Source organism: Streptomyces sp. NBC_01439 (assembly GCF_036227605.1).
GTDB lineage: Bacteria > Actinomycetota > Actinomycetes > Streptomycetales > Streptomycetaceae > Streptomyces.
Window position 1 is genome coordinate 4,378,379 of sequence record NZ_CP109487.1, and the last position, 24,122, is coordinate 4,402,500.

Sequence of the window (24,122 nt, forward strand, 5' to 3'; positions counted from 1 at the left end):
GCCCCTCAGCGGGCCTGTGAACCTGCCGCTCAGCTCAGCGGTTGAGCGGGTAGGAAGTACGGCCCGTTGCCTCGTCGATCTCCGAGTGGGCCTTCTGCAGCATCTGCGAAGCGAGATCCATGAGCGCGCGAGCGCCCGCGATCTCTTCCCCGACCCTCAACTGCTCCGGGTCGGAGGGGTGACGCAAGGCATAGCCTCGCGCCTTGATCTCGGAGCCGTCCCCGAGCCTGACCAGGGCCGCCGCACTGGTGCGGTGGCCCTCCTCGGTGAATTCGAGCTCCACATGCCACCCGACGAGCGTGGCCATGGTGCATCACCTCCAGGGGGTCACCCTTCCCTCCAGGGTGCGCCCGCGCCCGTTCCGGCGCGAGCGGGGACGGCCGAGCACTGCGGGGGCCGGCTGACCGCGTTGAACGACCTCAGCAGTCGAAGGTCCAGAACAGCCCGACCTCGGTGTCGGAGACGATGACCAGGCCGGCGTCCTCCCAGTAGAAGGTCATCGGGGCATAGCCCCAGTGGGACGCCCCGAAGTCCAGCGTGCCGTTCCGGCCCGCACCGACGGTGACGTTGGTGTAGCACGCGAACGTGTGCCCGTAGCGGGCGAGGACGGTGCGGACCGTGTCCTGCAGCTCGTCGAAGCCCTCGGTGAACCGTTCGAGGTTCCGGAGGGTGCAGCCGCCGTCGGTGAGTGCGAGGAGGAGGTTCTCGGCGCTCGCACGGTCGATCTCGTGCAACCGTTCCCCGACGTCGGCCGGGGTGAGCCGACGCCGGGGATCGGCCCCGTGGGGCGGGCGGAAGGGAAAGGCGGGCACTTCCGTCGTGCGCTCGTCCGCGGTGTCGTCGAGCCCGACCCAGCCACGCGGGTCGGGGACGGCGCGTTCCATGACGGCGAGCACGTCGGTCCGCCAGTCCTCGTGCTCGCGCGGACCGGTGGCGCTGAACGTGAACGCGTCCTCGTAGAGGTGCCGGACCGCCGCCTCCCAGGACGCCCGGTCGATCGACAGATCGCCCCCTTGGATGTCGCCCCCCTTGATACCGACGTGCCGAGTGCGCACGTACACCTACGAAATTGGCAGTCCTCCGGGCCGCGCACATGAGTACGCGCACTCATGTTCGCGATCATCCGGCGGAGTTCACTGAAGCCATGCCCCTGACTCCGGACACCGCCGCCCGCCACCCCCGCGCGTTCGTCGCGCCGCTCGTCTCCACCCTGCTGACGCTGCCGGCGGCCGCCGTCGCGTTCTTCTTCGTCGGGCTGTCCCCGATGGCCTGCGACTCCTGCGGCGATGCGGCGAGCGACCGGTTCGACGCCTCGTACGACGTCGCCTTCCCCGTCTTCGGGTTCGGCCTGCTGCTGGTGCTGGTCGTGCTGGTCGCCGCGTGGGGGCTGCCCTGGCAGCGGCGCTACGCCGCCGCCAGGGTGTGGTGCGCGGTGACCGCTCCGGCCGCCGTCGTCTTCGACTTCATCGTCTTCCACGGCCTCGTCGACTGGCCGTAGGTGCGGACCGGACCGTCAGCGGGTCTCTCGCAGCCAGCCCGCGACCTCGGTCGCCCAGTAGGTGAGGATCGTGTCGGCACCCGCCCGCTTAATGCCCAGCAGGGTCTCCAGGATGGCGCGGTCGCGCTCGATCCAGCCCTTCTCCGCCGCCGCCTCGACCATCGCGTACTCGCCGCTGATCTGGTACGCCGCCACCGGAACGTCCACCGCCTGCGCGACCCGGTGCAGGATGTCGAGGTAGGGGCCGGCCGGCTTGACCATCACCATGTCCGCGCCCTCCTCCAGGTCGAGGGCGAGCTCCCGCAGGGACTCCCGGGCGTTCGCCGGGTCCTGCTGGTACGTCTTGCGGTCGCCCTGCAGCGAGGAGGCGACGGCCTCGCGGAAGGGACCGTAGAAGGCGGAGGAGTACTTCGCCGTGTAGGCGAGGATCGAGACGTCCTCGTGCCCGGTCTCGTCCAGCGCGTCCCGGATGACGCCGACCTGTCCGTCCATCATCCCGCTCGGCCCGACCACGTGGACGCCCGCGTCGGCCTGGACCTGCGCCATCTCGGCGTAGCGTTCCAGCGTCGCGTCGTTGTCGACCCGCCCGTGCTCGTCCAGCACGCCGCAGTGGCCGTGGTCGGTGTACTCGTCCAGGCACAGGTCCGACATGATCACCAGGTCGTCCCCGACCTCGGCCTTCACATCGCGGATCGCGACTTGGAGGATCCCGTCCGGCTCGGTGCCCGCCGTGCCCAGCGCGTCCTTGTTCTCGTCGGCCGGGACACCGAACAGCATGATCCCGGAGACCCCCGCCTCGACCGCCTCGACGGCGGCCTTCCGCAGCGTGTCCCGGGTGTGCTGCACGACGCCCGGCATCGCGGAGATCGCCAGGGGCTCGCTGATGCCCTCCCGGACGAACGCCGGGAGGATCAGGTCCGAGGGGTGCAGCCGGTTCTCCGCGACCATCCGTCGCATCGCCGGGGTGGTGCGCAGCCGGCGGGGCCGCGAACCGGGGAAGGATCCGTACGCGCTCATCTTCAGTCGCCTCTTCGAGCATCGACAGCAGTCCGGACAAGGGTAGGGCCCGGACTCCCCGCTCCCGGGCCCCGCCCGGCTCCCGGCCGGCCGTCGGTCACTGCGGGACCTCGACCGTCAGGTACGGCGCCAGCGCCCGCAGGAAGTCCGGTGCGTCGAACATCGCCGCGGCCGAGGCCACGCCCGTCGTCCGGGTGCGCCCCGCCAGGATGCGCTCGACGGCCTCCACCGCCAGGGGCGCGGTGACCGCGTAGATGTCCTGGCCGTGGGCGGTGGCACGGCGTTCGACGCCGCCCGCGCGGACCAGGACGTCGACGACGAAGGTCTGGTCCGACCGTCCGAGGTCGTCGACCGCCTCCGGCGCCGGCGTGTCCGCTCCGGCCAGGTCCCGCGCTGCCTCCACCGCCATGTACGTGCGCACCTCGGGCACGGCCACGTGGCTGGGCACGGTGACGACGTCGGCCATGGTGAACTCCGCGATCACCGTCCGCCGGCCGAGCGGCTCCGGGAAGACCCAGTCCCGCTGCGACAGCTGGTCGTCGTGGTACTGCAGGGCGCCGTCCGTGAACCTCACTCGGCGGCCCCCGCGGCGCTCGTGGGACACCTCGCCGGCCTTCCTGGTGCCCGCCGTGGGCTGCCAGCTGCTCAGCCCGTAGGCGACGTGCACTTCGTCCGCCGCGGTCCACTCGCCCATCGCCGCGCCGACCAGCAGGTCGCCCAGGCCCCCGTAGAAGGCCATGGCCGGCACCACGGGGACCTCCGCCGTGCGGGCCGCTTCCGTGTGGTCGGCGAACATCGCCGCGTTCGCCTCGATCTCCGCCGCGACGTCGACGTAGGGGATCCCCGCGCGCAGGGCCGCCTCGACGACGGGGCCGCCCGTCACCGCGAACGGTCCGGCGGCGTTGACGACGGCCGCGGCTCCGGCGAGGGCGCGGTCCAGGGAAGCCGGGTCGTCCACGGCGGCCGGGCGGACCAGCAGGTCCGCGTCCTCGGCCGCCAGCTCCTCCAGCCGGGCTCCGTCGCGGCCGGAGACGACGGTGGCGATGCCGCGCCTGCGCAGCTCGGCGACGATGAAACGACCGGTGTGCCCGGTCGCCCCGTACACCACCACCGGCCCCGCCGTACGCGTCTCGCCGGCCGTTCCCGCCGTACCCACCGTGCTCATCGCTCTCCCCGTCCCGTGTGCCCTGTGCGGCTCGATGCACTCAGTCTCGGCGCGGGCCGGGCCCGAACGTGATGGTCCGGAACGACATCACCCATACACTTTCGGACATGCCCACTGTCGCCCTGGCGGCCGCCGGTCACCTGCTGCACTTCGAGCTGGCGGTGGCACACGAGATCTTCGGCAATCCCCCGCCCGACGCCCCGCAGGGCTGGTACGACGTACTGCTCTGCGGCCCCGGCCCGGTGCGCGTCGGCCCGTTCACCGTCGAGCCCGACCACGGCCTGGAGCGCCTGGTCCGGGCCGACACCGTGATCGTGCCCGCCTGCGCCGACGTGGACGAGCCGCCGCCGCCCGAACTGGTCGACGCCGTGCGCGCCGCCCACGCGGCGGGTGCCCGGGTCGCCTCGCTGTGCACCGGGGCCTTCGTGCTCGGCGCCGCGGGCCTGCTCGACGGGCGGCGGGCCACCACCCACTGGGCGCACGCCGCTGAGCTGGGCGCACGCCATCCGCTGGCCGAGGTCGACGCGGACGTGCTCTACACGGACAACGGCAGCGTGCTCACGGCCGCGGGCAAGGCCGCCGCCGTGGACCTGTGCCTGCACCTGATCCACCTCGACCACGGCGCCGCCGTCGCCAACGCCGTCGCCCGCCGCCTCGTCATGGCGCCGCACCGGCCGGGCGGCCAGGCCCAGTTCGTGGCCACCCCGGTGCAGGTCACGGGCGGCGACCACCAGCTCGCCGGACTGCTCGCCTGGGCCCAGCAACGCCTCGACCGGCCGCTGACCGTCACCGACATGGCGCGCCGGGTCAGTACGAGCCCGCGCCACCTGGGACGGCAGTTCCGGGCGGTCACCGGCCAGACCCCGCTGCAATGGCTGCTGACCCAGCGCGTACGGCGCGCACAGGAGCTGCTGGAGGCCACCGACGAGACGATCGAGGCGGTCGCCGTCGCCACCGGCATGGGTACGGCGACGACGCTGCGCCGCCAGTTCAAGCGGGTCGTCGGCGTCCCGCCCGACAGCTACCGCCGCGCGTTCCGCAGCGCGAACCCCACCTGACGGACCGCCCGACGGTCCGCCTGACGGACCGGTCGCCCGCCGGCCGGATCCGCGTCCGGACCCCCCGGTCCGACGCCCCGGACCTCGCGTTCACCCGACGGGACGGTTGCGGTACCTCCACCGCCACAGCCCGTCGACCCGGTGGTCTCCGGCGAGCTCCGGGCCCAGCGGGCCCACCTTCTCGTACGCCTCCGGCGTGCCCGGGTGGTCCCGGCAGGCCAGCGCGTAGGCGGCCATGAGCCGTTCGTCCTGCTCGTCGGCGTCGAGGAGCTCCACCAGCGCCGCGGTGACGGCCGGCGAGCGGTCGCGTCCCGACCTCACGGAGTACGCGGCCCGCACCCGCACCAGCGAGCTCTCGTCCCGGAGCAGGGCGAGCAGCACCTCGCGGTCCTCCGCCACATCGCAGTCGAGCACCTCCGCCGCCCACGACCGCACCTCGCCGTCCGGGTCCCGGCCGAGGCCGCGCACCACCCGTGCCGTCTCCGGGTCCCCCGGCACCTCGAACATGCGCGCCACCTGGCAGCGCACCCCGGGGTCCGGGTGTCCGGCGTACCGCAGGCCGAACGCCCGCGCCCGCGGGTGGCACGCCTCGCTCAGCAGGCGGAGCACCGCCGCCAGCACCCCGCCGTCCGGTTCCACCGCCGCCCAGCCGGGGAGCAGTTCGGCGATCTCCTTCTCGTACCAGCGGTGGTGCGGGGGCGATCCGGCCATCGGCGCGCCCAGGCTCAGGAAGTCGGCGACGAAGGCCCGGTACGCGGGTGAGGGGTGCCGGTGGAAGTCCACCACCGCACGCCAGGTTCCGGCGCCCCGCCGCGACAGGAGGGTCCAGCGGGCCGCGGACCGGTCTACGTGCTCCTCGTCCCCGCACGCGTCGGCCTGCCGTACGGCCCGGGCCACCAGTTCCCCGACCGGCGGCAGGATCCGGAGATCCCGTTCCAGGACGGTCATGATCGCGCCGTGCCCGTCCCGTACGGTCCGCCCGCCGAGGGTGATCTCCCGGATCCGGTCGGACTCCCCGTCCCGCACGATCCCGGTCCGTGCCGGTCCGTCCGCCCCCGCCAGCCGCCGCAGTTCCGCCTCCGCGCCGGCCTCGTACCACCGCCGGGCAGCGGCGAGCAGCCGCTCGGGTTCCCGCACCGGCGCGGGGCCGCGTACCGCCTCCCACACCGCCGGGGAACCTCCCTCGACGGCCCGCAGCAGCGGGGTCGTCCCGTCCGGCAGGACCCGGTCCGGGTCCGCGCCGCCCTCGACCAGTGCCCCCGCCGCCGCGGACGCGTACGCCGCGACCGCCGCGCACAGCACCGGCAGCCCGTCCCCGCCCGGCGCGTCCGGGTCCGCGCCCTCCCCCAGCAGGGCGCGGACCGTCTCCGCGTCCCCCGCCGCCACGGCATCCGCCAGCCGGGCGTCCAGCTCCGTCATGAGTCCTCCCCCGTCCCGGCGGTGATCCTCGCCGGGACGGGGGAGGGCCGACAACCGGATTCCGCCCGGGCCGGAACGGACGGAGGGGCCCGGGTGCGATCGCACCCGGGCCCCTCCGTCCGTTCTCCAGACCGTGTCCGGCCCTTAATCCGCTCACGTCGTACGACGCCGCCGCGCCCCCGGCCGTCGCTCGCTCGGCCGGAACACCGTCTCGCCGGCCTCCTTGGCCGCCTCGCGGCGCGCCGCACCGTACTCGGCGAGGGCCTCCGCCAGCTTCGACACCGACGGCTCCGGGGACAGTACGTCCACGCGCAGCCCGTGCTCCTCCGCCGTCTTGGCCGTCGCCGGCCCGATACAGGCGATGACGGTCACGTTGTGCGGCTTCCCGGCGATCCCGACCAGGTTGCGGACCGTGGACGAGGACGTGAAGAGAACGGCGTCGAAGCCGCCGCCCTTGATCGCCTCGCGCGTGTCCGCCGGCGGCGGCGACGCGCGGACCGTCCGGTAGGCGGTGACGTCGTCGACCTCCCACCCGAGCTCGATCAGCCCGGCGACCAGCGTCTCGGTCGCGATGTCGGCGCGCGGCAGGAACACCCGGTCGATCGGGTCGAAGACCGGGTCGTACGGCGGCCAGTCCTCCAGCAGTCCGGCCGCGGACTGCTCACCGCTGGGCACCAGGTCCGGCTTCACGCCGAACTCGACGAGGGCTGCGGCGGTCTGCTCGCCCACCGCGGCGACCTTGATGCCCGCGAAGGCGCGCGCGTCGAGACCGTACTCCTCGAACTTCTCGCGGACGGCCTTCACGGCGTTGACCGAGGTGAAGGCGATCCACTCGTAGCGGCCCGTCACCAGGCCCTTCACCGCGCGCTCCATCTGCTGCGGGGTGCGCGGGGGTTCCACGGCGATGGTCGGCACCTCGTGGGGCACCGCGCCGTACGAACGCAGCTGGTCGGAGAGCGAAGCGGCCTGCTCCTTGGTGCGCGGTACGAGGACCCGCCAGCCGAACAGCGGCTTCGACTCGAACCAGGACAGGTCCTCGCGCCGCGTGGCGGCGCTGTGCTCACCGACCACGGCTATGACGGGGCGGGCGCCCTCGGGCGAGGGGAGCACCTTGCCCTGCTTGAACACCTGGGCGATGGTGCCCAGCGTCGCGCACCAGGTCCGCTGCCGCGTGGTGGTACCGGCGACGGTCACGGTCAGCGGGGTGTCGGGCTTGCGCCCGGCGCTCACCAGCTCGGCGGCGGCCGCCGGGACGGTCTCCAGCGTCGCGGACACGACGAGGATGCCGTCGCTCGCGCCCACCTCGCTCCAGCAGCGCGCCGAGGCGGTCTTCGCGTCGACGAACCGCACGTCCGCGCCCTGCTTGTCGCGCAGCGGGACACCGGCGTACGCGGGCACGCCCACCGCGGTCGCAACACCCGGCACCACCTCGAAGGGGATGCCGGCGGTGGCGCAGACGAGCATCTCCTCGGCGGCGTTGCCGTCGAGCCCGGGGTCGCCCGTGACGGCACGCACGACCCGCCTGCCGGAGCGTGCGGCCTCCATGACAAGATTGGCCGCGTCCCGGATCACCGGGACCCCGGCGGCTGCTGACACTTCATCAGCAATCGTCAGCTGCGGCGTGTCGACGTTCGCCCGCGCATGAGTCCGCACGACCTCGAGCACCTCGGGCTCCGCGATCAGTACGTCCGCGGCGGCGAGCGCCTCGACGGCGCGCAGCGTCAGCAGACCCGGGTCGCCCGGGCCGGCACCGAGGAAGGTGACGCGTCCGTGGGCGGCGACGGCCGGATAGGCGGAGGTGGTCGGAATTGAGGGGTTCAAAGCGATCGCTCCCCCATCAGACCGGCCGCGCCCTTGGCCAGCATCTCGTCCGCGAGTTCGCGGCCGAGCGCCATGGCCTCGTCGTACGACTGGGGCACGGGACCGGTGGTGGACAGCTGCACCAGCGTCGTGCCGTCGAGGGTTCCGACGACGCCGCGCAGGCGCATTTCATTGACAATCTCCCCGTCGGCCAACAGGTCGGCGAACGCGCCCACGGGTGCGCTGCAGCCTGCCTCCAGGGTGGCGAGCAGGGAACGCTCGGCGGTCACGGCGGCCCGGGTGTGCGGGTCGTCGAGTTGACCGAGCGCGGCGATGAGGTCCGTGTCGGACGCGAGGCACTCCACGGCCAGGGCGCCCTGGCCGGGAGCCGGCAGGACGCTGTCGACGGACAGCAGGTCGGTCGCTTCCCCGCCGCGGCCGATCCGGTTCAGACCGGCGGCGGCCAGGACGACGGCGTCGAGCTCGCCGTCGTGGACGAAGCCGATCCGGGTGTCGACGTTGCCGCGGATGGGCACCGTCTCGATCCGCTTGCCGAGCGCCAGCGCCAGGTGGTTGAGCTGGGCGGTGCGCCGGGTCGAGCCGGTACCTATGCGGGCACCTTCGGGCAGCTGCTCGAAGGTCAGACCGTCCCGGGCGACGAGCGCGTCCCGCGGGTCCTCGCGGCGCGGCATGGCCGCGATCACGAGGTCGTCGGGCTGCGCGGTCGGCAGGTCCTTCAGCGAGTGCACGGCGAAGTCGACCTCGCCGCGCAGCAGCGCGTCGCGCAGGGCCGTGACGAAGACGCCCGTCCCGCCGATCTGCGAGAGGTGCTCGCGCGAGACGTCGCCGTAGGTCGTGATCTCCACGAGCTCGACGGCCCGGCCGGTGACGGCCCGTACCGCGTCGGCGACGTGCCCCGACTGGGACATGGCCAGCTTGCTCCGCCGCGTACCGAGCCGCAGCGGCTGGTCGGGACGTGTGTTCATGATGCCCGTCCTGGGTCGTCGTCGTTCATCGGATCGGCCGCGTCCGCCCGGCTGACGGAAGCAACCGTCTGAGGGTCGAGGTCGAAGAGTTCGCGCAGTGCGTCGGCGTACCCGGCGCCGCCGGGCTCGCTGGCGAGCTGCTTGACGCGCACGGTCGGCGCGTGGAGGAGCTTGTCCACGACGCGGCGCACGGTCTGGGTTACCTCGGCACGCTGCCGTTCGTCGAGGTCGGGGAGCCGTCCGTCGAGGCGGGCCACTTCCATGGCCACGACCTCGGCCGCCATGGCGCGCAGGGCGACGACGGTGGGCGTGATGTGGGCGGCCCGCTGTGCCGCGCCGAAGGCGGCGACCTCCTGGGCGACGATCCCGCGTACGGCGTCGACGTCGGTCGCCATCGGGGCGTCGGCGGACGCCTCGGCGAGGGATTCGATGTCCACGAGCCGGACGCCCGGGATCCGGTGCACGGCCGCGTCGATGTCCCTGGGCATGGCCAGGTCGAGCAGCGCGAGCCGGACGTCGGTGGCGTGGGACTGCGTACGGGTGCTCCTGCGGGGCTGTCGCTGTGCGGCGGCCTCGCCCTGGTCGGCCCAGGTCCCGTGCAGTTCGAGGGAGTTGGCGTCGACCCCGGTCAGCGCGGAGCGGCCGTCCGGGCCGACGGGGCACCCGTCGGCCTCGGCGTTCCCGGGCATGGCCCGCACGGCTCCGGCATCGGCGATCCGGCCTCCGGCCCGGGCCGCGGCAACCAGCCGTGCCAGCACCTCGGCGTCCTGCCCCGCCAACCCCGGCCCCGCCGGCGCCGCATCCAGCCCCGCCAGGGGGCCCTTCCCAGCGGTAGCCGGGGAAGTTTGGGGCGCGGGGTCCGGGGCGGAGCCCCAGGAGACGGCGGCGAGAACGTCGTCGGCGGTCAGCACGAGCCCGGTGGCGCCGGTGCAGGACACGACCACGTCGACTCGTGTCAGCTCATCGGCCACCCGAGCCATCGGCACGGCCACCGCCGCGACCCCGGTGCCCGAGGCAACCAGAATCTCCGCGAGCCGTTCCGCCCGGTCGGCGGTCCGGTTCGCCACGACGATCTCGGCGACCCCGACCCGCGCCAGCGTCGCCGCGGCCAGCGAGGACATCGACCCGGCGCCGATGACCAGCGCCCGCTTGCCTGCGGCCCACTCGCCCACCGGCACGTTCACGGCGAGCTGCTCCAGACCGAAGGTCACCAGCGACTGCCCGGCCCGGTCGATCCCGGTCTCGGAGTGCGCCCGCTTGCCGACCCGCAGCGCCTGCTGGAACAGGTCGTTGATCAGCCGCCCGGCGGTGTGGAGCTCCTGCCCCAGCGCCAGCGCGTCCTTGATCTGGCCGAGGATCTGTCCCTCGCCCACGACCATCGAGTCCAGTCCGCACGCCACCGAGAACAGGTGGTGCACCGCCCGGTCCTCGTAGTGCACGTACAGGTACGGGGTGAGCTCCTCCAGCCCGACCCCGCTGTGCTGCGCGAGCAGGGTGGACAGCTCGGCGACGCCGGCGTGGAACTTGTCCACGTCCGCGTACAGCTCGATCCGGTTGCAGGTGGCCAGCACGGTCGCCTCGGTCGCCGGTTCGGCGGCGAGGGTGTCGTGCAGCAGCTTCACCTTGGCGTCCACGGACAGCGAGGCCCGCTCCAGCACGCTCACGGGTGCGCTGCGGTGGCTCAGCCCTACGACGAGCAGGCTCATGCCGGCATCACCGCCGGCACGTCGCCCTCGGGCCCGCCCTTGCGCTGCTCGGCGGCGGTCCGCCCGGCCGGCGGCACCACGGCCGCGGCAGGTGCGGCGCCGCCCACGGAGGAGCTGCCGGCGGCAGCGGCGGCCGCTTCCTCACCGGCCTTGCGCTGCTCATGGAAGGCGAGGATCTGGAGCTCGATGGAGAGGTCGACCTTGCGCACGTCCACGCCCTCGGGCACGGACAGCACGGTGGGCGCGAAGTTCAGGATGGAGGTCACGCCCGCCGCGATCAGCCGCTCGCTGACCTGCTGCGCCGCGCCCGCGGGGGTCGCGATCACGCCGATCGAGACGCCGTTCTCCGAGATGATCTTCTCCAGATCATCGGTGTGCTGCACGGCCATGCCGGCGACCGGCTTGCCGGCCATCGCCGGGTCGGCGTCGATGAGGGCCGCGACGCGGAAGCCGCGCGCGGAGAAGCCGCCGTAGTTGGCGAGGGCGGCGCCGAGGTTACCGATGCCGACGATGACGACCGGCCAGTCCTGGGTCAGGCCGAGCTCGCGGGAGATCTGGTAGACGAGGTACTCGACGTCGTAGCCGACGCCGCGGGTCCCGTAGGAACCGAGGTACGAGAAGTCCTTGCGCAGTTTCGCGGAATTGACTCCGGCGGCGGCCGCGAGCTCCTCGGAGGACACCGTGGGCACCGATCGCTCGGAGAGCGCGGTGAGGGCACGCAAGTACAGCGGAAGCCGGGCGACAGTGGCCTCGGGAATACCTCGGCTGCGGGTCGCCGGTCGGTGAGTTCGGCCAGTTGCCACGATGCTCCTGCGGGATGAGCGGGGCTGCAGGCGGCCACTTGTCCCAGGACCGCCCCGTCGACAGCAGGCTATGCCTTTGTGAACGCGTGCACAAAGATTGTGTCCGGTTTGTCCGTCCAAAGTGACCGGGGTCACGCGACTCCGGCACGTAAAGCCGGAACCATCGGCACGTCGAACCCGTTCAAATCCGAAAGGGGGCAAAACCGTGCACACTCCTCACAGATACGCCCCCGAGACCCCATAAATCGCCCATGATGGTAACCGGGAAGAAGGTCAGGCCCCCAACGCCCGCCGGAGCCGGTCGGGGTTCACCCTCCAGAAGGTGTGCTGCTCGCCGTCCACGAGCACGACCGGAATCTGCTCCCAGTGCAGCCGGTAGAGCTCCTCGTCCTGCGAGATGTCCTTCTTCTCCCACTGCGCACCCGTCTCGGCGCACACCTTCGCCACCACCTCCTCCGCCTCGTCGCACAGGTGACACCCCGGCTTCCCGATGAGCGTCACCGTCCGCTCCCCGGGACTCTTCTTTTCTTTGCGGCGCAACAAAGGGCTCATGCCACCCATTCTCCCGCGCCCTCGCGTAACAGCAGCGCCTCGAAGAGTTCACACCTCGGCATCCCATCGGTTCGGGAACTCCCGAACACAGTGGCTATGCTCGCGTCATGGCCGCTCTCGGATGGCTCCCCCCTCGTCGACGCTCCGCCACTGCACGCAGCGTGCTGGCGGGCGAGGCCTCGGCCGAGGCCGCCCGCAAGACCGCTCTGGCCGAGGCCCCAGCGTTCACCGAACCCGGAACGGAACCGGAAACGGAACCGGAAGCCCTCGCCGAAGAGGGCCCGGAGCAGACCCCGGACGAACCCGTCTTCCCGGTCGCCGGCGACGATCTCGCCGCCGCCTTCTTCGACCTCGACAACACCGTCATGCAGGGCGCCGCGATCTTCCACTTCGGCCGCGGCCTCTACAAGCGCGAGTTCTTCCGGCGCCGCGAGCTCGCCCGCTTCGCCTGGCAGCAGGCCTGGTTCCGGCTCGCCGGGGTCGAGGATCCCGAGCACATGCAGGACGCCCGCGACAGCGCGCTGTCCATCGTCAAGGGCCACAAGGTCTCCGAGCTGATGGCGATCGGCGAGGAGATCTACGACGAATACATGGCCGAGCGGATCTGGCCGGGCACCCGCGCCCTGGCGCAGGCCCACCTCGACGCCGGCCAGAAGGTGTGGCTGGTCACCGCCGCCCCCGTGGAGACGGCCACGATCATCGCCCGCCGCCTCGGCCTGACCGGGGCCCTGGGCACCGTCGCCGAGTCCGTCGACGGGATCTACACCGGCCGCCTGGTCGGCGAGCCGCTGCACGGCCCCGCGAAGGCGGAGGCGGTCCGCGCCCTGGCCGCCGCCGAGGGGCTCGACCTCGAACGCTGCGCCGCCTACAGCGATTCACACAACGACATCCCGATGCTGTCACTGGTCGGACATCCGTACGCGATCAATCCCGACACAAAACTGCGCAAGCATGCCCGCACCAACGACTGGCGACTGCGCGACTATCGGACCGGCCGCAAGGCCGTGAAGGTCGGCGTCCCGGCAGCCGCCGGCGTCGGCGCGATCGCGGGCGGCGCGGCCGCGGCCATCGCGCTGCACCGCCGCCGCAAGTAACAACACCAGGCCCGGGGCCCAAGAGCCCCGGGCCCGCCCGGGCCTCGACTCCGCTCCGGAGCTTCGCACCCCTCTACCCGCGCCCCCGGCACGGCACTCCGGCATGCCCGACTCGGTCGCGGGACCACTTGGAAGCGTCCATTCCGCGCATCCAAGCGATCAAGAATCGATCACCAACTGCGACCGAATATGCCCTCGACACGCAACAGAAGTGTCGGAACCGGTGATTTGAGCAACTGGGTGTAGTGCTGCCTGTACGAAGCGTTATTCTCCTCAAACGCATGCCACCGGCCATCTGTCGCCACGACGGGTGAACGGTTCCGCACTGCACGTGATGGAAGCTCTGCCTCTGGGAGTCCCGTGTACCCATCTGTCGGGGTTGACGCCTCGGGCCTGGCTCAGCTGCGCGCAACGGTCCTCGACCACCTGCGCGGCTTCGTCCCCACCGCGTACGCCGCCCCCGCCTTCGCCGCCGCGGTCCCTGCCGGCCTCGGCCCGGCCGGTCCTTGCTATGCCCTGACCGACGGCGGCGCGACGGTGGGCAGACGAGGTCGCGCCGCCGGCAGTTCGAACGCCTCCGGCGCCGGCACCCAGACCACCCACCGCCGCCCCACGGCGGACAGCGACCAGGCCCGCATGATGGACCTGGTCGAACGCGCCCAGGCGGGTGAGGCCGAGGCCTTCGGTCGCCTCTACGACCAGTACAACGACACGGTCTACCGGTACATCTACTACCGCGTCGGCGGCAAGGCGACCGCGGAGGACCTCACCAGCGAGACGTTCCTGCGCGCCCTGCGCCGGATCTCCACCTTCACCTGGCAGGGCCGCGACTTCGGCGCCTGGCTCGTGACGATCGCCCGCAACCTGGTGGCGGACCACTTCAAGTCCAGCCGGTTCCGGCTGGAGGTCACCACCGGCGAGATGCTCGACGCGAACGAGGTCGAGCGCAGCCCCGAGGACTCCGTCCTCGAATCCCTCTCCAACGCGGCCCTGCTGGAGGCCGTGCGCAAGCTCAATCCGCAGCAGCAGGAGTGCGTGACCCTGCGCTTCCTGCAGGGCCTCTCGGTCGCCGAGACGGCCCGGGTGATGGGGAAGAACGAGGGCGCCATCAAGACGCTCCAGTACCGGGCGGTGCGCACCCTGGCACGCCTCCTCCCCGAAGACGCCCGCTGACCCTCCGACCCCAGACAACCTCACATTCGGTGACCCCTCGATGACGCTGTGGTCAGATCATCCTTCGTCCGTAACCCAAGTGCCGCGACGCTCGTTGTGCGGAATGCAGGCTCCCTGTGGACACGCCTCGCCCGAAGCCGCTCACTCGAAAGTGTGGATGCGCTCAAGGAAGGCAACCTTCCGGACACCTTGGGGAGTCGATCGTCATGACGAGAGGAGGTGCCGCCAGTGATCGCGAACGTGACCCCGCACCGGCGGGCGAACGCCTTCGCCCAGGCCCTGGAGGATCGGACCCCATCCGACCTTCCAGATCCGGACTCGGCGGCCGAGCAGTCCGAGGCACCTGCCGAACCTGCCGACCACGACCGGCTGTTGGACCTGGCGAGCGTGCTCGGCGAAAGAATGCCGCGCCCAGTGCTGGACCCCGAGGTCAAAGTGGTGCAACGAGCCCAGCTCATTGCAGCCATGGAGGCCATGGTGCTGGAGGAGAGGGCCGGGGGCGGTGCCGCCTCGGACCCTCAGGTGCCCGAACAGCGGACCGGCCGCGGCGCCCACCGGGCGACCCCGCTCCGGAAATTGCGGCCACGCTCCCGCTGGTCCAAGGGCATCGCAGCGGGCGGCCTCACCGTGGGTGTGGCCGCGGGAGCCTTCAGCGGAGTGGCCGCTGCCAGTACCGACGCCCTGCCCGGTGACCACCTCTACCCCGTGAAGCGGGGCATGGAGGACCTGAAGCTGGGGATGGCCGACGACGACTCGGACCGGGGCGAGCTCTATCTCGACCAGGCCTCGAACCGCCTGTCGGAAGCCCGTCGGCTGATGGAGCGGGGCCGGCTGGGCGACCTGGACCACGAGTCCCTGGGCGCGATCCGCCGCGCCCTGGCGGGCGTGAAGCACGACGCGGAGGAAGGCCACCGCCTCCTCCAGGCCGCGTACGAACGGGACGGCTCGCTCGGCCCGATCCAGAAGCTGTCGTCGTTCTCCCGCTCCCACCGCGACGCGTGGGGCAAGCTCCGCGAAAAGCTCCCGGCACAGCTCACGGACGTGGGCGGTGAAGTGGAGTCGGTCTTCCAGGCCATAGACCAAGACGTGGCGCCGCTGCAGAGCCTGCTCCCCAAGGCACCGGAGAAGACCCGCAGCACCGGGGGCACCCCCGGCTCGTCCGCCAAGCCGGGCACCCCGAGCGGCACCCATCCGTCCGCCCCGGCGGCCGGCAGCACGCCGTCCGGCAGCCCCGCGGCGCCGTCCCCCTCGGGCAGCTCCCGGCCGCCCGCCGGCGGCCTCCTGGGCGGCACGGGCGACCTGCTCAACCCGCCCGCGGGACAGTCGGCCCCGCCCCCCTCGGGCACGTCGGAGACCCCGAAGCCGGACATCACCATCCCGCCCCTGCTCCCGGGGCTCCTCCCGGGCCTGGGCTTGGGCGCGGAGGACGCCGAGTAACAGGAAGGGCGGGGCTGCCGAGGCAGCCCCGCCCTTTCCCCTGCGCCACCGGTCCTTCGACCCTGCCGCCGTTCGGCCTTCCGCCGACAGCGCGTCAGAAGAACACGGACCGCCGCTGGACCAGCAGCTTGTAGAGCGTGTGCTGGATCTGCTCCCGCACCTGGTCCGTCAGGTTGAACATCAACATCGGGTCCTCCGCCGCCTCCGCGGCGTACCCGTCCGTCGGGATCGGCTCCCCGAACTGGATCGTCCACTTCGTCGGCAACGGCACCGCGCCCAGCGGCCCCAGCCACGGGAAGGTCGGCGTGATCGGGAAGTACGGGACCCCCAGCAGCCGTGCCAGCGTCTTCGCGTTGCCGACCATGGGATAGATCTCCTCCGCCCCCACGATCGAGCACGGCACGATCGGCGTCCCCGCCCGCAGCGCCGTCGACACGAAACCGCCGCGCCCGAACCGCTGCAACTTGTACCGGTCCCCGAACGGTTTCCCTATCCCCTTGAAGCCCTCCGGCATCACACCGACCAGCTCTCCGGCCTCCAGCAGCCGCTGCGCGTCCTCCGCGCACGCCAGGGTGTGCCCCGCCTTGCGGGCCAGCTCGTTGACCACCGGCAGCATGAACACCAGGTCCGCCGCCAACAGCCGCAGGTGCCGCTCCGCCGGGTGGTGGTCGTGCACGGCGACCTGCAGCATCAGCCCGTCCAGCGGCAGCGTCCCGGAGTGGTTCGCCACGATCAGCGCGCCGCCCTCCGCCGGGATGTTCTCGATGCCCTTGACCTCGACGCGGAAGTACTTGTCGTACAGCGGCCGCATCAAGGACATCAGGACCTGGTCCGTCAGCTCCTTGTCGTAGCCGAAGTCGTCGACCTCGTAGTCGCCGGTGACCCGCCGCCGCAGGAACGCCAGCCCGCCGGCGATCCGCCGGTCCCAGCTGTCGCCGGGCACCGCGGCCGGCGCCGGCTCGGGAGCCGCCGGGGGCTCCACCACCGGCTCGGCAGCGGGCACCGCCCGCACACGGCGGGGGATCCGCCGCCGCGGCCGGTCCTCGTCGAACGGAATGACCTTGGCGTCCGCCACTATCGCTTCGCTCCTTCAACCGCGTAGGCGTCGTCCTTGAGCCCGTCTGCATCCAGCATGGCCGCCACCCGATCCACGACCCGTCCGACCCGCTCCGGCGGCAGCAGCCCGGTCCCCCGGCTCCGCGCGAAGTCCGCGAAGGTCTCCGCGGTCGTGTAGAGCGGCTCGAAGCCGAGGACCTCGCGCATCTGCGCGGTCTCCACGACCCGGCCATGGGTGAGCAGCCTTATCTGCTCGGGCGAGAAGTCACTGGCCCCGACCGCCCGCAGCGCGGCGCCCACCCAGTTCAACGCGGGCAACAGCAGCGGCAGCGTGGGCCGCCCGAGCCGCCGCGAGCACTGCGACAGCAGCAGCACGCCGTCACCCGCGATGTTGAACGTCCCGCTGTTCAAGGTCCCGCGCCTGGGCTCCCCCGCGGCCAGCCGCAGCACTTCGAGGACGTCGTCCTCGTGCACGAACTGCAGCCGCGGGTCGTACCCCAGCACGGTCGGCATCACCGGGATCGAAAAGTACTCGGCGAGCGCCGAGTCCGCGAAGGGCCCCAAGATGTTCGCGAACCGCAGGACGCACACGGCGACGTCCGGCCGCCTGCGCGCGAAGCCCCGTACGTACCCCTCGACCTCGGCGGCGTCCTTGGCGAAGCCGCCCGCCGGCAGGGACTTCGGCTCCGTGGTCTCGGTGAACACGGCCGGGTCCCGGGGGGTTCCGCCGTACACGCTGGTGCTGGACTTCACCACGAGCCGTCGTACCGTCGGCGACTTCTGGCAGGCTCCGAGGAGCTGCATGGTGCCGATGACGTTGGTTTCCTTGACGGTGCTGTGCGCACCGCCCGTTCCCGCGCTTCCTCCGGTGACCGCCAGATGGACCACCGTGTCCACGGCGTGCTCGGCCAGCACTCTGGCGATCGCCGACTGTCTGATGTCCGTACGGACGAACTCCGCCGATCCGAGCCGGTGCGGCGGCGTCACGGCGTCCACCGCGATCACCCGCTCGACGTCCGGATCGCGCTGGATCCGGCGCACGAAGCGGCCGCCCAACTGCCGGGCAGCCCCGGTGACGAGTACGACCTTCCCCACGAGCTCAGCGCCTCCCTCGAGAAGTCCCCCGGCTGCACCGCAGCCCCTCCACCAAGAATGGTGGAGGGGCTGCGGAGAACACGTACAGCTGCCGTTTACTTCTTGTTACGGCGCTGGACGCGGGTGCGCTTGAGCAGCTTGCGGTGCTTCTTCTTAGCCATCCGCTTGCGCCGCTTCTTGATAACAGAGCCCACGACTACCCTCGCTCACTTCTCTTCACTGGTGCGGGGCGTCTGGGCCCACACGACCTACGTCGGCCTAGCCTACCCGCCCGAGCTCTGAGCTTGTAATCCGAGCGCTTCCGCGTCGTAGCCAGGGGCGTCCCGAGCCTCAGTCTCAGGCCGACTCCACCCCCACGTAGGACTCTCGGAGGTACTCGTGGACCGCGTTCTCGGGGACCCGGAAGGACCGGCCCACCCGGATTGCGGGCAGATGACCGTTGTGCACCAGCCGGTACACGGTCATCTTCGACACTCGCATCACCGAGGCGACCTCCGCCACGGTCAGGAACTGAACCTCACTGAGAGGCCTCTCGCCAGCAGCCATGACACACCTTGACCTTCCGCGCATGACGGGCACCGGCTTCCCCTCCGGTTACTCCTCGTCGTCGCACGCTCACTCCCCAGAGTAGGGGCGCGTGATACGAGTGGGGAAGAGGAGCTACGGCCACTCCTGCCGTCCCGTCAGACTCGCGCGGCCGAGCACGTACCGCGCGAGCGGTCGGTAGTAGTCCGCTCGCACCGCGTCATCAAGTGGAACGGCCACCGAGACCCGCCCCTCGGCCTCCCCGACGAACAGCGCGGGATCATCCGTATCCGCCAACCCGATGGCCTCCACACCGAGCTGACCTGCACCGCAGACCCACCCGTGGTCCCCCACCACCAGCTCCGGCAGCGGCCCGCCGGCCTCCGCGAGGGCCCCCAGCGCCACCCGAACCGGCAGCGGCGAATGGGTGTGCACGCCGGTCGCACTCCCCGGCACCCGCACGCCGGGTTCCCGCACCAGTGCGACCCCCCGTACGTATTCGATGCTGTGCGTGCGTACGCCGAACCGCGTCGCCATGTCGACACTCACCCCCTGCGCCGGGGTGAGGACAACACATCCCGCCGCCGACAGCGCCTCCGCCAAACCGGCGTAGAAACCCAGGAGTCGGTGTGGATGGCCCGTCCCGAACAGCACCGGCGACCGCGCCCTCGCCGCCTCGCACAGCCGTCCCGCGAACGCCTCCAGTGCGGCCACCGTCCGCTCCGGATCGATCACGTCCGGCCCGCTGACGTGCGCCGGATCCGCCGAGACCCCGCACTTGTCCGCCATCAGCCTCAGCAGATCACCCTCGCCCCACGCCCCCTCCGGATCCAGCCCCAGCATCACCCGCGGATCCCGCGCCGCGAACAGCCGGTAACTGCGCAGGCTCTCCTCCCGCGACGTGGCGACGGGCCCGGCCAACCGGGCGGCCAGCAGATGCGCACGCAGCGCGCCGGTGCTCAACACCCTCCGATGCTGCCCCAACCCCTCTGGCGGGTCATCAATTCCACCCAACAGCCCCACAGTTGGCGTAACGATGCGGCAGGCCGGCACCGCGCGCTCAGGTCAGCATGCCGCGCAGCGGGAACACCGCCCTGCGCGTCGCCAGAACGGCCTGGTCCGTCCGGTCCGCCGGGTCGTAGCCCGCGTCCCAATCCGGCCACGACGGGGTCCGCCCGTCCGTCATCCGGGCCGGCGCCAACTGTCGCGTCCGTGCGTACACCTCGTCCCGCCACGAGGCGGGCACCGCCGTCTCGGGATCCACCGGCCGGTGCGCGGCGATCCCCACCAGATGCGTCCACGACCGCGGGACGACGTCCACCACCGCGTACCCGCCCCCGCCCAGCGCCAGCCACCGCCCGCCCGCGTGCTCGTGCGCGAGCCGGTGACAGGCCTCCTGGACGGCCCGCTGGGCGTCCAGCGAGACCGCCAGGTGGGCGAGGGGGTCCTCGAAGTGCGTATCGGCCCCGTGCTGGGTCACCAGCACCTGCGGCCGGAAGTCCGCCAGCAGCTCCGGCACGACCGCGTGGAAGGCCCGCAGCCAGCCCGCGTCCCCGGTCCCCGCGGGCAGCGCGATGTTCACCGCCGAGCCCTCCGCCCCCGGGCCGCCGGTCTCCTCGGGCCAGCCGGTCTGCGGGAACAGCGTCCGCGGGTGCTCGTGCATCGAGATGGTCAGCACCCGCGGGTCGTCCCAGAAGGCCGCCTGCACGCCGTCCCCGTGGTGCACGTCCACGTCCACATAGGCGACCCGCTCGGCCCCCAGCTCCAGCAACCGCGCCACCGCGAGCGAAGCGTCGTTGTAGACGCAGAAGCCGGCCGCCCCGCCCGGCATCGCGTGGTGCAGCCCGCCGGCGAAGTTCACGGCGTGCTCGGCCTCACCGTGCCAGAGCGCCTCCGCACCCGCCACGGACTGCCCGGCGATCAGCGCGGACGCCTCGTGCATCCCGTGGAAGGCCGGATCGTCCAGGGTCCCCAGCCCGTACGAACCGTCCGCGACCCCCGGGTCTGCGGACACCTCGCGCACCGCCGCGACATAGTCCTCCCGATGGACGAGCCGCAGCGTCGAGTCCCCGGCCGCGGGCGCCGCCCGTACCTCCATCTCCCGGTCCAGCCCGAAGGCGCGGACCAGGCCCATGGTCAGCGCCAGGCGCACCGGGTCCATCGGATGGCTCGGTCCGAAGTCATACCTCGTTACCGCCTCGTCCCACATCAACAGCCCGGTCACCGGCTCGCCGCTCATGCCGCACACCGTATCGGGCGCCCTCGGAACCGAATGAGCGGGCTTGGAAGAGCGTCACCAGGACCAGCGCCATCGGCACCAACATCGCGCCCCGGTAGCTCCAGGCGTCGCCGACCGCCCCGACGAGCGGAGACCCGATCAGGAAGCCTACGTAGTTGAAGATGTTGAGCCGCGCGACGGCCGTGTCGGACGCCCCCGGGAACAAGCGTCCCGCCGCGGCGAAGGTCTGCGGCACGATCACGCACAGCCCGATCCCCAGCAGCGTGAAGCCGAGCATCCCCACCCACGCCCCCGGCGCCGCCGCCACCACGGCGAACCCGGCGGCCGCCACCAGCGTCCCGGCCCGCACCACGGCCGCCGCCCCGAAGCGCCGCACGCCCAGGTCCCCGACGGCCCGCCCCACGAGGGTGGTCACCATGTACACGTTGTAGGGGACGGTCGCCATCTGCTCCGAGCTCCCGAGCACGTCCTGGAGGTACTTGGCACTCCAGTTCGCCACCGTGGAGTCCCCGATGTACGCGCACGCCATCACCAGGCAGAGCGGCAGCAGCAACTTGAACCCGCCGGCCCCCGTTCCCTTCCCGTCGGTCGCCCCCCGGCCCGCCGTCCCGTCGACGTAGCGCCGGCTCCCCAGCAGCGCCATCGGCAACAGCACGACCACGGCCGGCAGGTAGCTGACGAAGAGGTTCAGCTCCCAGTGTGCCCCCGCCCACGCGGCCGAGGCCCCCAGGATCCCGCCGAGGCTGTACGCGGCGTGGAAACCGAGCATGATGCTCCGCCCGTACGCCCGCTGCAGGCTGACCCCGAGCATGTTCATCGAGGCGTCCAGCGCACCCACCGACAGCCCGAACGCCCCCAGGGCCACCGCCACGTGCCACATCTGGCCGCCGGCGCCGACACCCAGCAGGGACAGCAGCACCAGCGGCTGCGCCCATCGCAGTACGACGCTGGGCGGCACCCGCTTCACCAGGTGCTCGGTGGCCACGCTCGACGCCCCCGCGAGGACCGGCACGGCGGCGAGGAAAGCGGGCAGCAGGCCGTCGGATATCCCGTACCGGTCCTGGATGGCCGGGATCCGCGTCACGAGCAGCGCGAAGGCGACGCCTTGCACGAAGAAACTGAACCCCAGAGCGCCGCGGCCGCGCCGCAGCCGCACATCATCCGTCATGGCGGGTCAGCGTAGGGCCACGGGCTACCCGTGGGTAGAGAGATCACATACCGAGTCCGGCCTCCAGCCCGAGCAGCCCGGTGAGCTGCTTCATGTCACCGAAGTGTCCGGTCGCTCCGGGGAGCCGGTCGGCGGGCACCATCGCGGTGAACCCGTACACGTCCATGCCCGCGGCGACGGCGGCCTGGACGCCGAGCGGACTGTCCTCGATGACGACGCACCGGGAGGGCTCCACGCCCATCTGCCGCGCCGCGTGCAGGTACAGGTCGGGAGCAGGCTTCCCCTGGCCGACGTCCTGCGCGCTGAAGATCCACTCCTCCTCGAACCACCCGTCGAGCCCGGCCACCCGGTGCCCGACCCGGATCCGGTCGTGGCTTCCGGAGGAGGCCAGGCAGTAGCCGACCCCCTGCGCGGTCAGCGCGCCCAGCACCTCCTCCACGCCGGGGACGGGCTTCAGCTCCTGCTCGAACGCGGCGACGGTCCGCGCGTGCAGGGTTTCGTCGAAGTCGGCCGGCAGCTGCTGCCCGGTCCGCTCGACGACGAGGTCGTGCACCCGGTGCACGGCGGTCCCCATGTAGTCGCGGACCGACTCCTCGTAGGTGGTCGGGTGCCCCAGCTCGGTCAGGTACCCGGCGAGGATGCTGTTGGCGAGCGGCTCGCTGTCCACCAGCACGCCGTCGTTGTCGAAGATGACGAGGTCGTAGCCCATACCCCCACAGTACGAACTAAAGGGACGTAGGGCCCGTCTCGCCGGGCCGCCGACGACGCGTCACCGGGCTGCTGCGGCCATTCGGACGACAGACGGGAAGCACACGGCCGGCTCGATCGGGCCGGATCCGGCCGGTGAACGCAGAAAAGCCCCGCACCGAACCCATAAAGGGCTGGTGCGGGGCTTCCGCAATAATTGTTCGGCGGCGTCCTACTCTCCCACAGGGTCCCCCCTGCAGTACCATCGGCGCTGAAAGGCTTAGCTTCCGGGTTCGGAATGTAACCGGGCGTTTCCCTAACGCTATGACCACCGAAACACTATGAAATTTGAACATGCTGGTGTTGACACAGCTGTTCGTTATTTCAGAACTAACACAGTGGACGCGAGCAACTGAGGACAAGCCCTCGGCCTATTAGTACCAGTCAGCTTCACCCGTTACCGGGCTTCCACATCTGGCCTATCAACCCAGTCGTCTACTGGGAGCCTTACCCTCTCAAGGAGGTGGGAATACTCATCTTGAAGCAGGCTTCCCGCTTAGATGCTTTCAGCGGTTATCCCTCCCGAACGTAGCCAACCAGCCATGCCCTTGGCAGGACAACTGGCACACCAGAGGTTCGTCCGTCCCGGTCCTCTCGTACTAGGGACAGCCCTTCTCAATATTCCTACGCGCACAGCGGATAGGGACCGAACTGTCTCACGACGTTCTAAACCCAGCTCGCGTACCGCTTTAATGGGCGAACAGCCCAACCCTTGGGACCGACTCCAGCCCCAGGATGCGACGAGCCGACATCGAGGTGCCAAACCATCCCGTCGATATGGACTCTTGGGGAAGATCAGCCTGTTATCCCCGGGGTACCTTTTATCCGTTGAGCGACGGCGCTTCCACAAGCCACCGCCGGATCACTAGTCCCGACTTTCGTCCCTGCTCGACCCGTCGGTCTCACAGTCAAGCTCCCTTGTGCACTTACACTCAACACCTGATTGCCAACCAGGCTGAGGGAACCTTTGGGCGCCTCCGTTACCCTTTGGGAGGCAACCGCCCCAGTTAAACTACCCATCAGACACTGTCCCTGATCCGGATCACGGACCTAGGTTAGACATCCAGCACGACCAGAGTGGTATTTCAACGGCGACTCCACAACCACTGGCGTGGCTGCTTCAAAGTCTCCCACCTATCCTACACAAGCCGAACCGAACACCAATATCAAACTGTAGTAAAGGTCCCGGGGTCTTTCCGTCCTGCTGCGCGAAACGAGCATCTTTACTCGTAGTGCAATTTCACCGGGCCTATGGTTGAGACAGTCGAGAAGTCGTTACGCCATTCGTGCAGGTCGGAACTTACCCGACAAGGAATTTCGCTACCTTAGGATGGTTATAGTTACCACCGCCGTTTACTGGCGCTTAAGTTCTCAGCTTCGCAACCCCGAAAGGTCACTAACCGGTCCCCTTAACGTTCCAGCACCGGGCAGGCGTCAGTCCGTATACATCGCCTTACGGCTTCGCACGGACCTGTGTTTTTAGTAAACAGTCGCTTCTCGCTGGTCTCTGCGGCCACCCCCAGCTCAAGCAGCAAGTGCTATCACCAGTGATGGCCCCCCTTCTCCCGAAGTTACGGGGGCATT

At 71.2% G+C, this 24,122-nt stretch carries 23 protein-coding genes and 2 rRNA genes (1 of these 25 cut by a window edge); 5 read left to right on the plus strand and 20 right to left on the minus strand.

Translation table 11 applies throughout. From position 1 onward, the window contains the following. Positions 1 to 34: 34 nt before the first annotated feature. On the minus strand, positions 35 to 307 hold the full coding sequence (locus OG207_RS19495; protein ID WP_329099760.1) for a DUF1876 domain-containing protein: 273 nt from the start codon (positions 305 to 307) through the stop codon (positions 35 to 37). A 112-nt stretch (positions 308 to 419) separates the two neighbouring features. Then, positions 420 to 1,055, minus strand: coding sequence for a hypothetical protein (locus OG207_RS19500; protein WP_329099761.1), 636 nt, complete (start codon positions 1,053 to 1,055; stop codon positions 420 to 422). An 89-nt stretch (positions 1,056 to 1,144) separates the two neighbouring features. On the opposite strand from OG207_RS19500, the gene OG207_RS19505 reads away from it, so the two are divergent. Beyond that, positions 1,145 to 1,498 (plus strand): hypothetical protein, encoded by a 354-nt coding sequence (locus OG207_RS19505; RefSeq protein WP_329099762.1) that lies wholly within the window; start codon positions 1,145 to 1,147, stop codon positions 1,496 to 1,498. Between the two features lie 15 nt (positions 1,499 to 1,513). Here OG207_RS19505 and hemB read toward each other — a convergent pair whose 3' ends face one another. Beyond that, positions 1,514 to 2,515: a porphobilinogen synthase gene (gene hemB / locus OG207_RS19510; protein ID WP_329099763.1), complete on the minus strand. Its 1,002-nt coding sequence runs from the start codon at positions 2,513 to 2,515 to the stop codon at positions 1,514 to 1,516. Between the two features lie 97 nt (positions 2,516 to 2,612). Then, positions 2,613 to 3,680 (minus strand): saccharopine dehydrogenase NADP-binding domain-containing protein, encoded by a 1,068-nt coding sequence (locus tag OG207_RS19515; RefSeq protein WP_329099764.1) that lies wholly within the window; start codon positions 3,678 to 3,680, stop codon positions 2,613 to 2,615. 107 nt (positions 3,681 to 3,787) lie between these two features. On the opposite strand from OG207_RS19515, the gene OG207_RS19520 reads away from it, so the two are divergent. Further along, a complete protein-coding gene (locus OG207_RS19520; protein ID WP_329099765.1) occupies positions 3,788 to 4,738 on the plus strand; it encodes a GlxA family transcriptional regulator in 951 nt (316 codons plus the stop codon). Positions 4,739 to 4,828: 90 nt separating this feature from the next. Here OG207_RS19520 and OG207_RS19525 read toward each other — a convergent pair whose 3' ends face one another. The 6 genes from OG207_RS19525 to OG207_RS19550 form a co-directional block, all read right to left on the minus strand. After that, positions 4,829 to 6,157: a HEAT repeat domain-containing protein gene (locus OG207_RS19525; RefSeq protein WP_329099766.1), complete on the minus strand. Its 1,329-nt coding sequence runs from the start codon at positions 6,155 to 6,157 to the stop codon at positions 4,829 to 4,831. A gap of 153 nt (positions 6,158 to 6,310) precedes the next feature. Beyond that, the gene (locus OG207_RS19530; protein WP_329099767.1) at positions 6,311 to 7,978 is read right to left on the minus strand and encodes a bifunctional uroporphyrinogen-III C-methyltransferase/uroporphyrinogen-III synthase; all 1,668 of its coding nucleotides are present in this window, start codon (positions 7,976 to 7,978) and stop codon (positions 6,311 to 6,313) included. After that, positions 7,975 to 8,943, minus strand: coding sequence for a hydroxymethylbilane synthase (gene hemC / locus OG207_RS19535; protein ID WP_329099768.1), 969 nt, complete (start codon positions 8,941 to 8,943; stop codon positions 7,975 to 7,977). The genes OG207_RS19530 and hemC overlap by 4 nt, the downstream gene beginning before the upstream one ends. Then, positions 8,940 to 10,649, minus strand: a complete 1,710-nt coding sequence (locus tag OG207_RS19540) for a glutamyl-tRNA reductase (protein WP_329099769.1) — start codon at positions 10,647 to 10,649, stop codon at positions 8,940 to 8,942. Before OG207_RS19540 ends, hemC begins: the two co-directional genes overlap by 4 nt. Then, positions 10,646 to 11,452, minus strand: coding sequence for a redox-sensing transcriptional repressor Rex (locus OG207_RS19545; protein WP_150258652.1), 807 nt, complete (start codon positions 11,450 to 11,452; stop codon positions 10,646 to 10,648). Before OG207_RS19545 ends, OG207_RS19540 begins: the two co-directional genes overlap by 4 nt. A 273-nt stretch (positions 11,453 to 11,725) precedes the next feature. Next, complete coding sequence (locus OG207_RS19550; RefSeq protein WP_030012801.1) at positions 11,726 to 12,013, minus strand: glutaredoxin family protein; 288 nt, start codon at positions 12,011 to 12,013, stop codon at positions 11,726 to 11,728. Between the two features lie 98 nt (positions 12,014 to 12,111). Between OG207_RS19550 and OG207_RS19555 the strand changes: the two genes are divergently transcribed. The 3 genes from OG207_RS19555 (at position 12,112) to OG207_RS19565 (ending at position 15,708) form a co-directional block, all read left to right on the plus strand. Further along, the gene (locus tag OG207_RS19555) at positions 12,112 to 13,098 is read left to right on the plus strand and encodes an HAD family hydrolase (RefSeq protein ID WP_329099770.1); all 987 of its coding nucleotides are present in this window, start codon (positions 12,112 to 12,114) and stop codon (positions 13,096 to 13,098) included. A gap of 360 nt (positions 13,099 to 13,458) precedes the next feature. Then, a complete protein-coding gene (locus OG207_RS19560) occupies positions 13,459 to 14,271 on the plus strand; it encodes an ECF subfamily RNA polymerase sigma factor, BldN family (RefSeq protein ID WP_329099771.1) in 813 nt (270 codons plus the stop codon). A gap of 228 nt (positions 14,272 to 14,499) precedes the next feature. Then, positions 14,500 to 15,708 carry a DUF5667 domain-containing protein gene (locus tag OG207_RS19565; RefSeq protein ID WP_329099772.1) on the plus strand — a complete coding sequence of 403 codons (1,209 nt, stop codon included), beginning with the start codon at positions 14,500 to 14,502 and terminating at the stop codon, positions 15,706 to 15,708. 94 nt (positions 15,709 to 15,802) lie between these two features. On the opposite strand, the gene OG207_RS19570 is transcribed toward OG207_RS19565, so the two are convergent. From OG207_RS19570 to OG207_RS19615, 10 genes are all read right to left on the minus strand, one after another. After that, positions 15,803 to 16,783, minus strand: a complete 981-nt coding sequence (locus OG207_RS19570; RefSeq protein WP_329099773.1) for a lysophospholipid acyltransferase family protein — start codon at positions 16,781 to 16,783, stop codon at positions 15,803 to 15,805. Beyond that, positions 16,783 to 17,859 carry an NAD-dependent epimerase/dehydratase family protein gene (locus OG207_RS19575; RefSeq protein WP_329099774.1) on the minus strand — a complete coding sequence of 359 codons (1,077 nt, stop codon included), beginning with the start codon at positions 17,857 to 17,859 and terminating at the stop codon, positions 16,783 to 16,785. The genes OG207_RS19570 and OG207_RS19575 overlap by 1 nt, the downstream gene beginning before the upstream one ends. 95 nt (positions 17,860 to 17,954) lie before the next feature. Then, positions 17,955 to 18,053: a 30S ribosomal protein bS22 gene (locus tag OG207_RS19580; RefSeq protein ID WP_003948845.1), complete on the minus strand. Its 99-nt coding sequence runs from the start codon at positions 18,051 to 18,053 to the stop codon at positions 17,955 to 17,957. Between the two features lie 142 nt (positions 18,054 to 18,195). Beyond that, positions 18,196 to 18,405, minus strand: coding sequence for a helix-turn-helix domain-containing protein (locus OG207_RS19585; RefSeq protein ID WP_008738568.1), 210 nt, complete (start codon positions 18,403 to 18,405; stop codon positions 18,196 to 18,198). A gap of 114 nt (positions 18,406 to 18,519) precedes the next feature. Beyond that, the gene (locus OG207_RS19590) at positions 18,520 to 19,350 is read right to left on the minus strand and encodes a phosphatase (protein WP_329099775.1); all 831 of its coding nucleotides are present in this window, start codon (positions 19,348 to 19,350) and stop codon (positions 18,520 to 18,522) included. A gap of 94 nt (positions 19,351 to 19,444) precedes the next feature. Beyond that, positions 19,445 to 20,593: an acetoin utilization protein AcuC gene (locus tag OG207_RS19595; protein WP_329107738.1), complete on the minus strand. Its 1,149-nt coding sequence runs from the start codon at positions 20,591 to 20,593 to the stop codon at positions 19,445 to 19,447. Then, positions 20,565 to 21,791 carry an MFS transporter gene (locus OG207_RS19600; RefSeq protein ID WP_329099777.1) on the minus strand — a complete coding sequence of 409 codons (1,227 nt, stop codon included), beginning with the start codon at positions 21,789 to 21,791 and terminating at the stop codon, positions 20,565 to 20,567. The genes OG207_RS19595 and OG207_RS19600 overlap by 29 nt, the downstream gene beginning before the upstream one ends. Before the next feature lie 43 nt (positions 21,792 to 21,834). Beyond that, the gene (locus tag OG207_RS19605; protein WP_329099779.1) at positions 21,835 to 22,500 is read right to left on the minus strand and encodes an HAD family hydrolase; all 666 of its coding nucleotides are present in this window, start codon (positions 22,498 to 22,500) and stop codon (positions 21,835 to 21,837) included. A 197-nt stretch (positions 22,501 to 22,697) separates the two neighbouring features. Further along, positions 22,698 to 22,814, minus strand: a 5S ribosomal RNA gene (gene rrf, locus OG207_RS19610). Positions 22,815 to 22,892: 78 nt separating this feature from the next. After that, positions 22,893 to 24,122: ribosomal RNA gene (locus OG207_RS19615) — 23S ribosomal RNA — on the minus strand; it runs 1,894 nt beyond the window's last position.

What these genes read in the sequence shown, in the direction of transcription:
- OG207_RS19540 (WP_329099769.1), bottom strand. Translation starts at nt 10,649, where the DNA reads ATGAGCCTGCTCGTCGTAGGGCTGAGCCACCGCAGCGCACCCGTGAGC.
- OG207_RS19550 (WP_030012801.1), bottom strand. Translation starts at nt 12,013, where the DNA reads ATGGGTGGCATGAGCCCTTTGTTGCGCCGCAAAGAAAAGAAGAGTCCC.
- OG207_RS19525 (WP_329099766.1), bottom strand. Translation starts at nt 6,157, where the DNA reads ATGACGGAGCTGGACGCCCGGCTGGCGGATGCCGTGGCGGCGGGGGAC.
- OG207_RS19595 (WP_329107738.1), bottom strand. Translation starts at nt 20,593, where the DNA reads ATGTGGGACGAGGCGGTAACGAGGTATGACTTCGGACCGAGCCATCCG.
- hemC (WP_329099768.1), bottom strand. Translation starts at nt 8,943, where the DNA reads ATGAACACACGTCCCGACCAGCCGCTGCGGCTCGGTACGCGGCGGAGC.
- hemB (WP_329099763.1), bottom strand. Translation starts at nt 2,515, where the DNA reads ATGAGCGCGTACGGATCCTTCCCCGGTTCGCGGCCCCGCCGGCTGCGC.
- OG207_RS19555 (WP_329099770.1), top strand. Translation starts at nt 12,112, where the DNA reads ATGGCCGCTCTCGGATGGCTCCCCCCTCGTCGACGCTCCGCCACTGCA.
- OG207_RS19605 (WP_329099779.1), bottom strand. Translation starts at nt 22,500, where the DNA reads ATGGGCTACGACCTCGTCATCTTCGACAACGACGGCGTGCTGGTGGAC.
- OG207_RS19495 (WP_329099760.1), bottom strand. Translation starts at nt 307, where the DNA reads ATGGCCACGCTCGTCGGGTGGCATGTGGAGCTCGAATTCACCGAGGAG.
- OG207_RS19515 (WP_329099764.1), bottom strand. Translation starts at nt 3,680, where the DNA reads ATGAGCACGGTGGGTACGGCGGGAACGGCCGGCGAGACGCGTACGGCG.
- OG207_RS19505 (WP_329099762.1), top strand. Translation starts at nt 1,145, where the DNA reads ATGCCCCTGACTCCGGACACCGCCGCCCGCCACCCCCGCGCGTTCGTC.
- OG207_RS19520 (WP_329099765.1), top strand. Translation starts at nt 3,788, where the DNA reads ATGCCCACTGTCGCCCTGGCGGCCGCCGGTCACCTGCTGCACTTCGAG.
- OG207_RS19585 (WP_008738568.1), bottom strand. Translation starts at nt 18,405, where the DNA reads ATGGCTGCTGGCGAGAGGCCTCTCAGTGAGGTTCAGTTCCTGACCGTG.
- OG207_RS19600 (WP_329099777.1), bottom strand. Translation starts at nt 21,791, where the DNA reads ATGACGGATGATGTGCGGCTGCGGCGCGGCCGCGGCGCTCTGGGGTTC.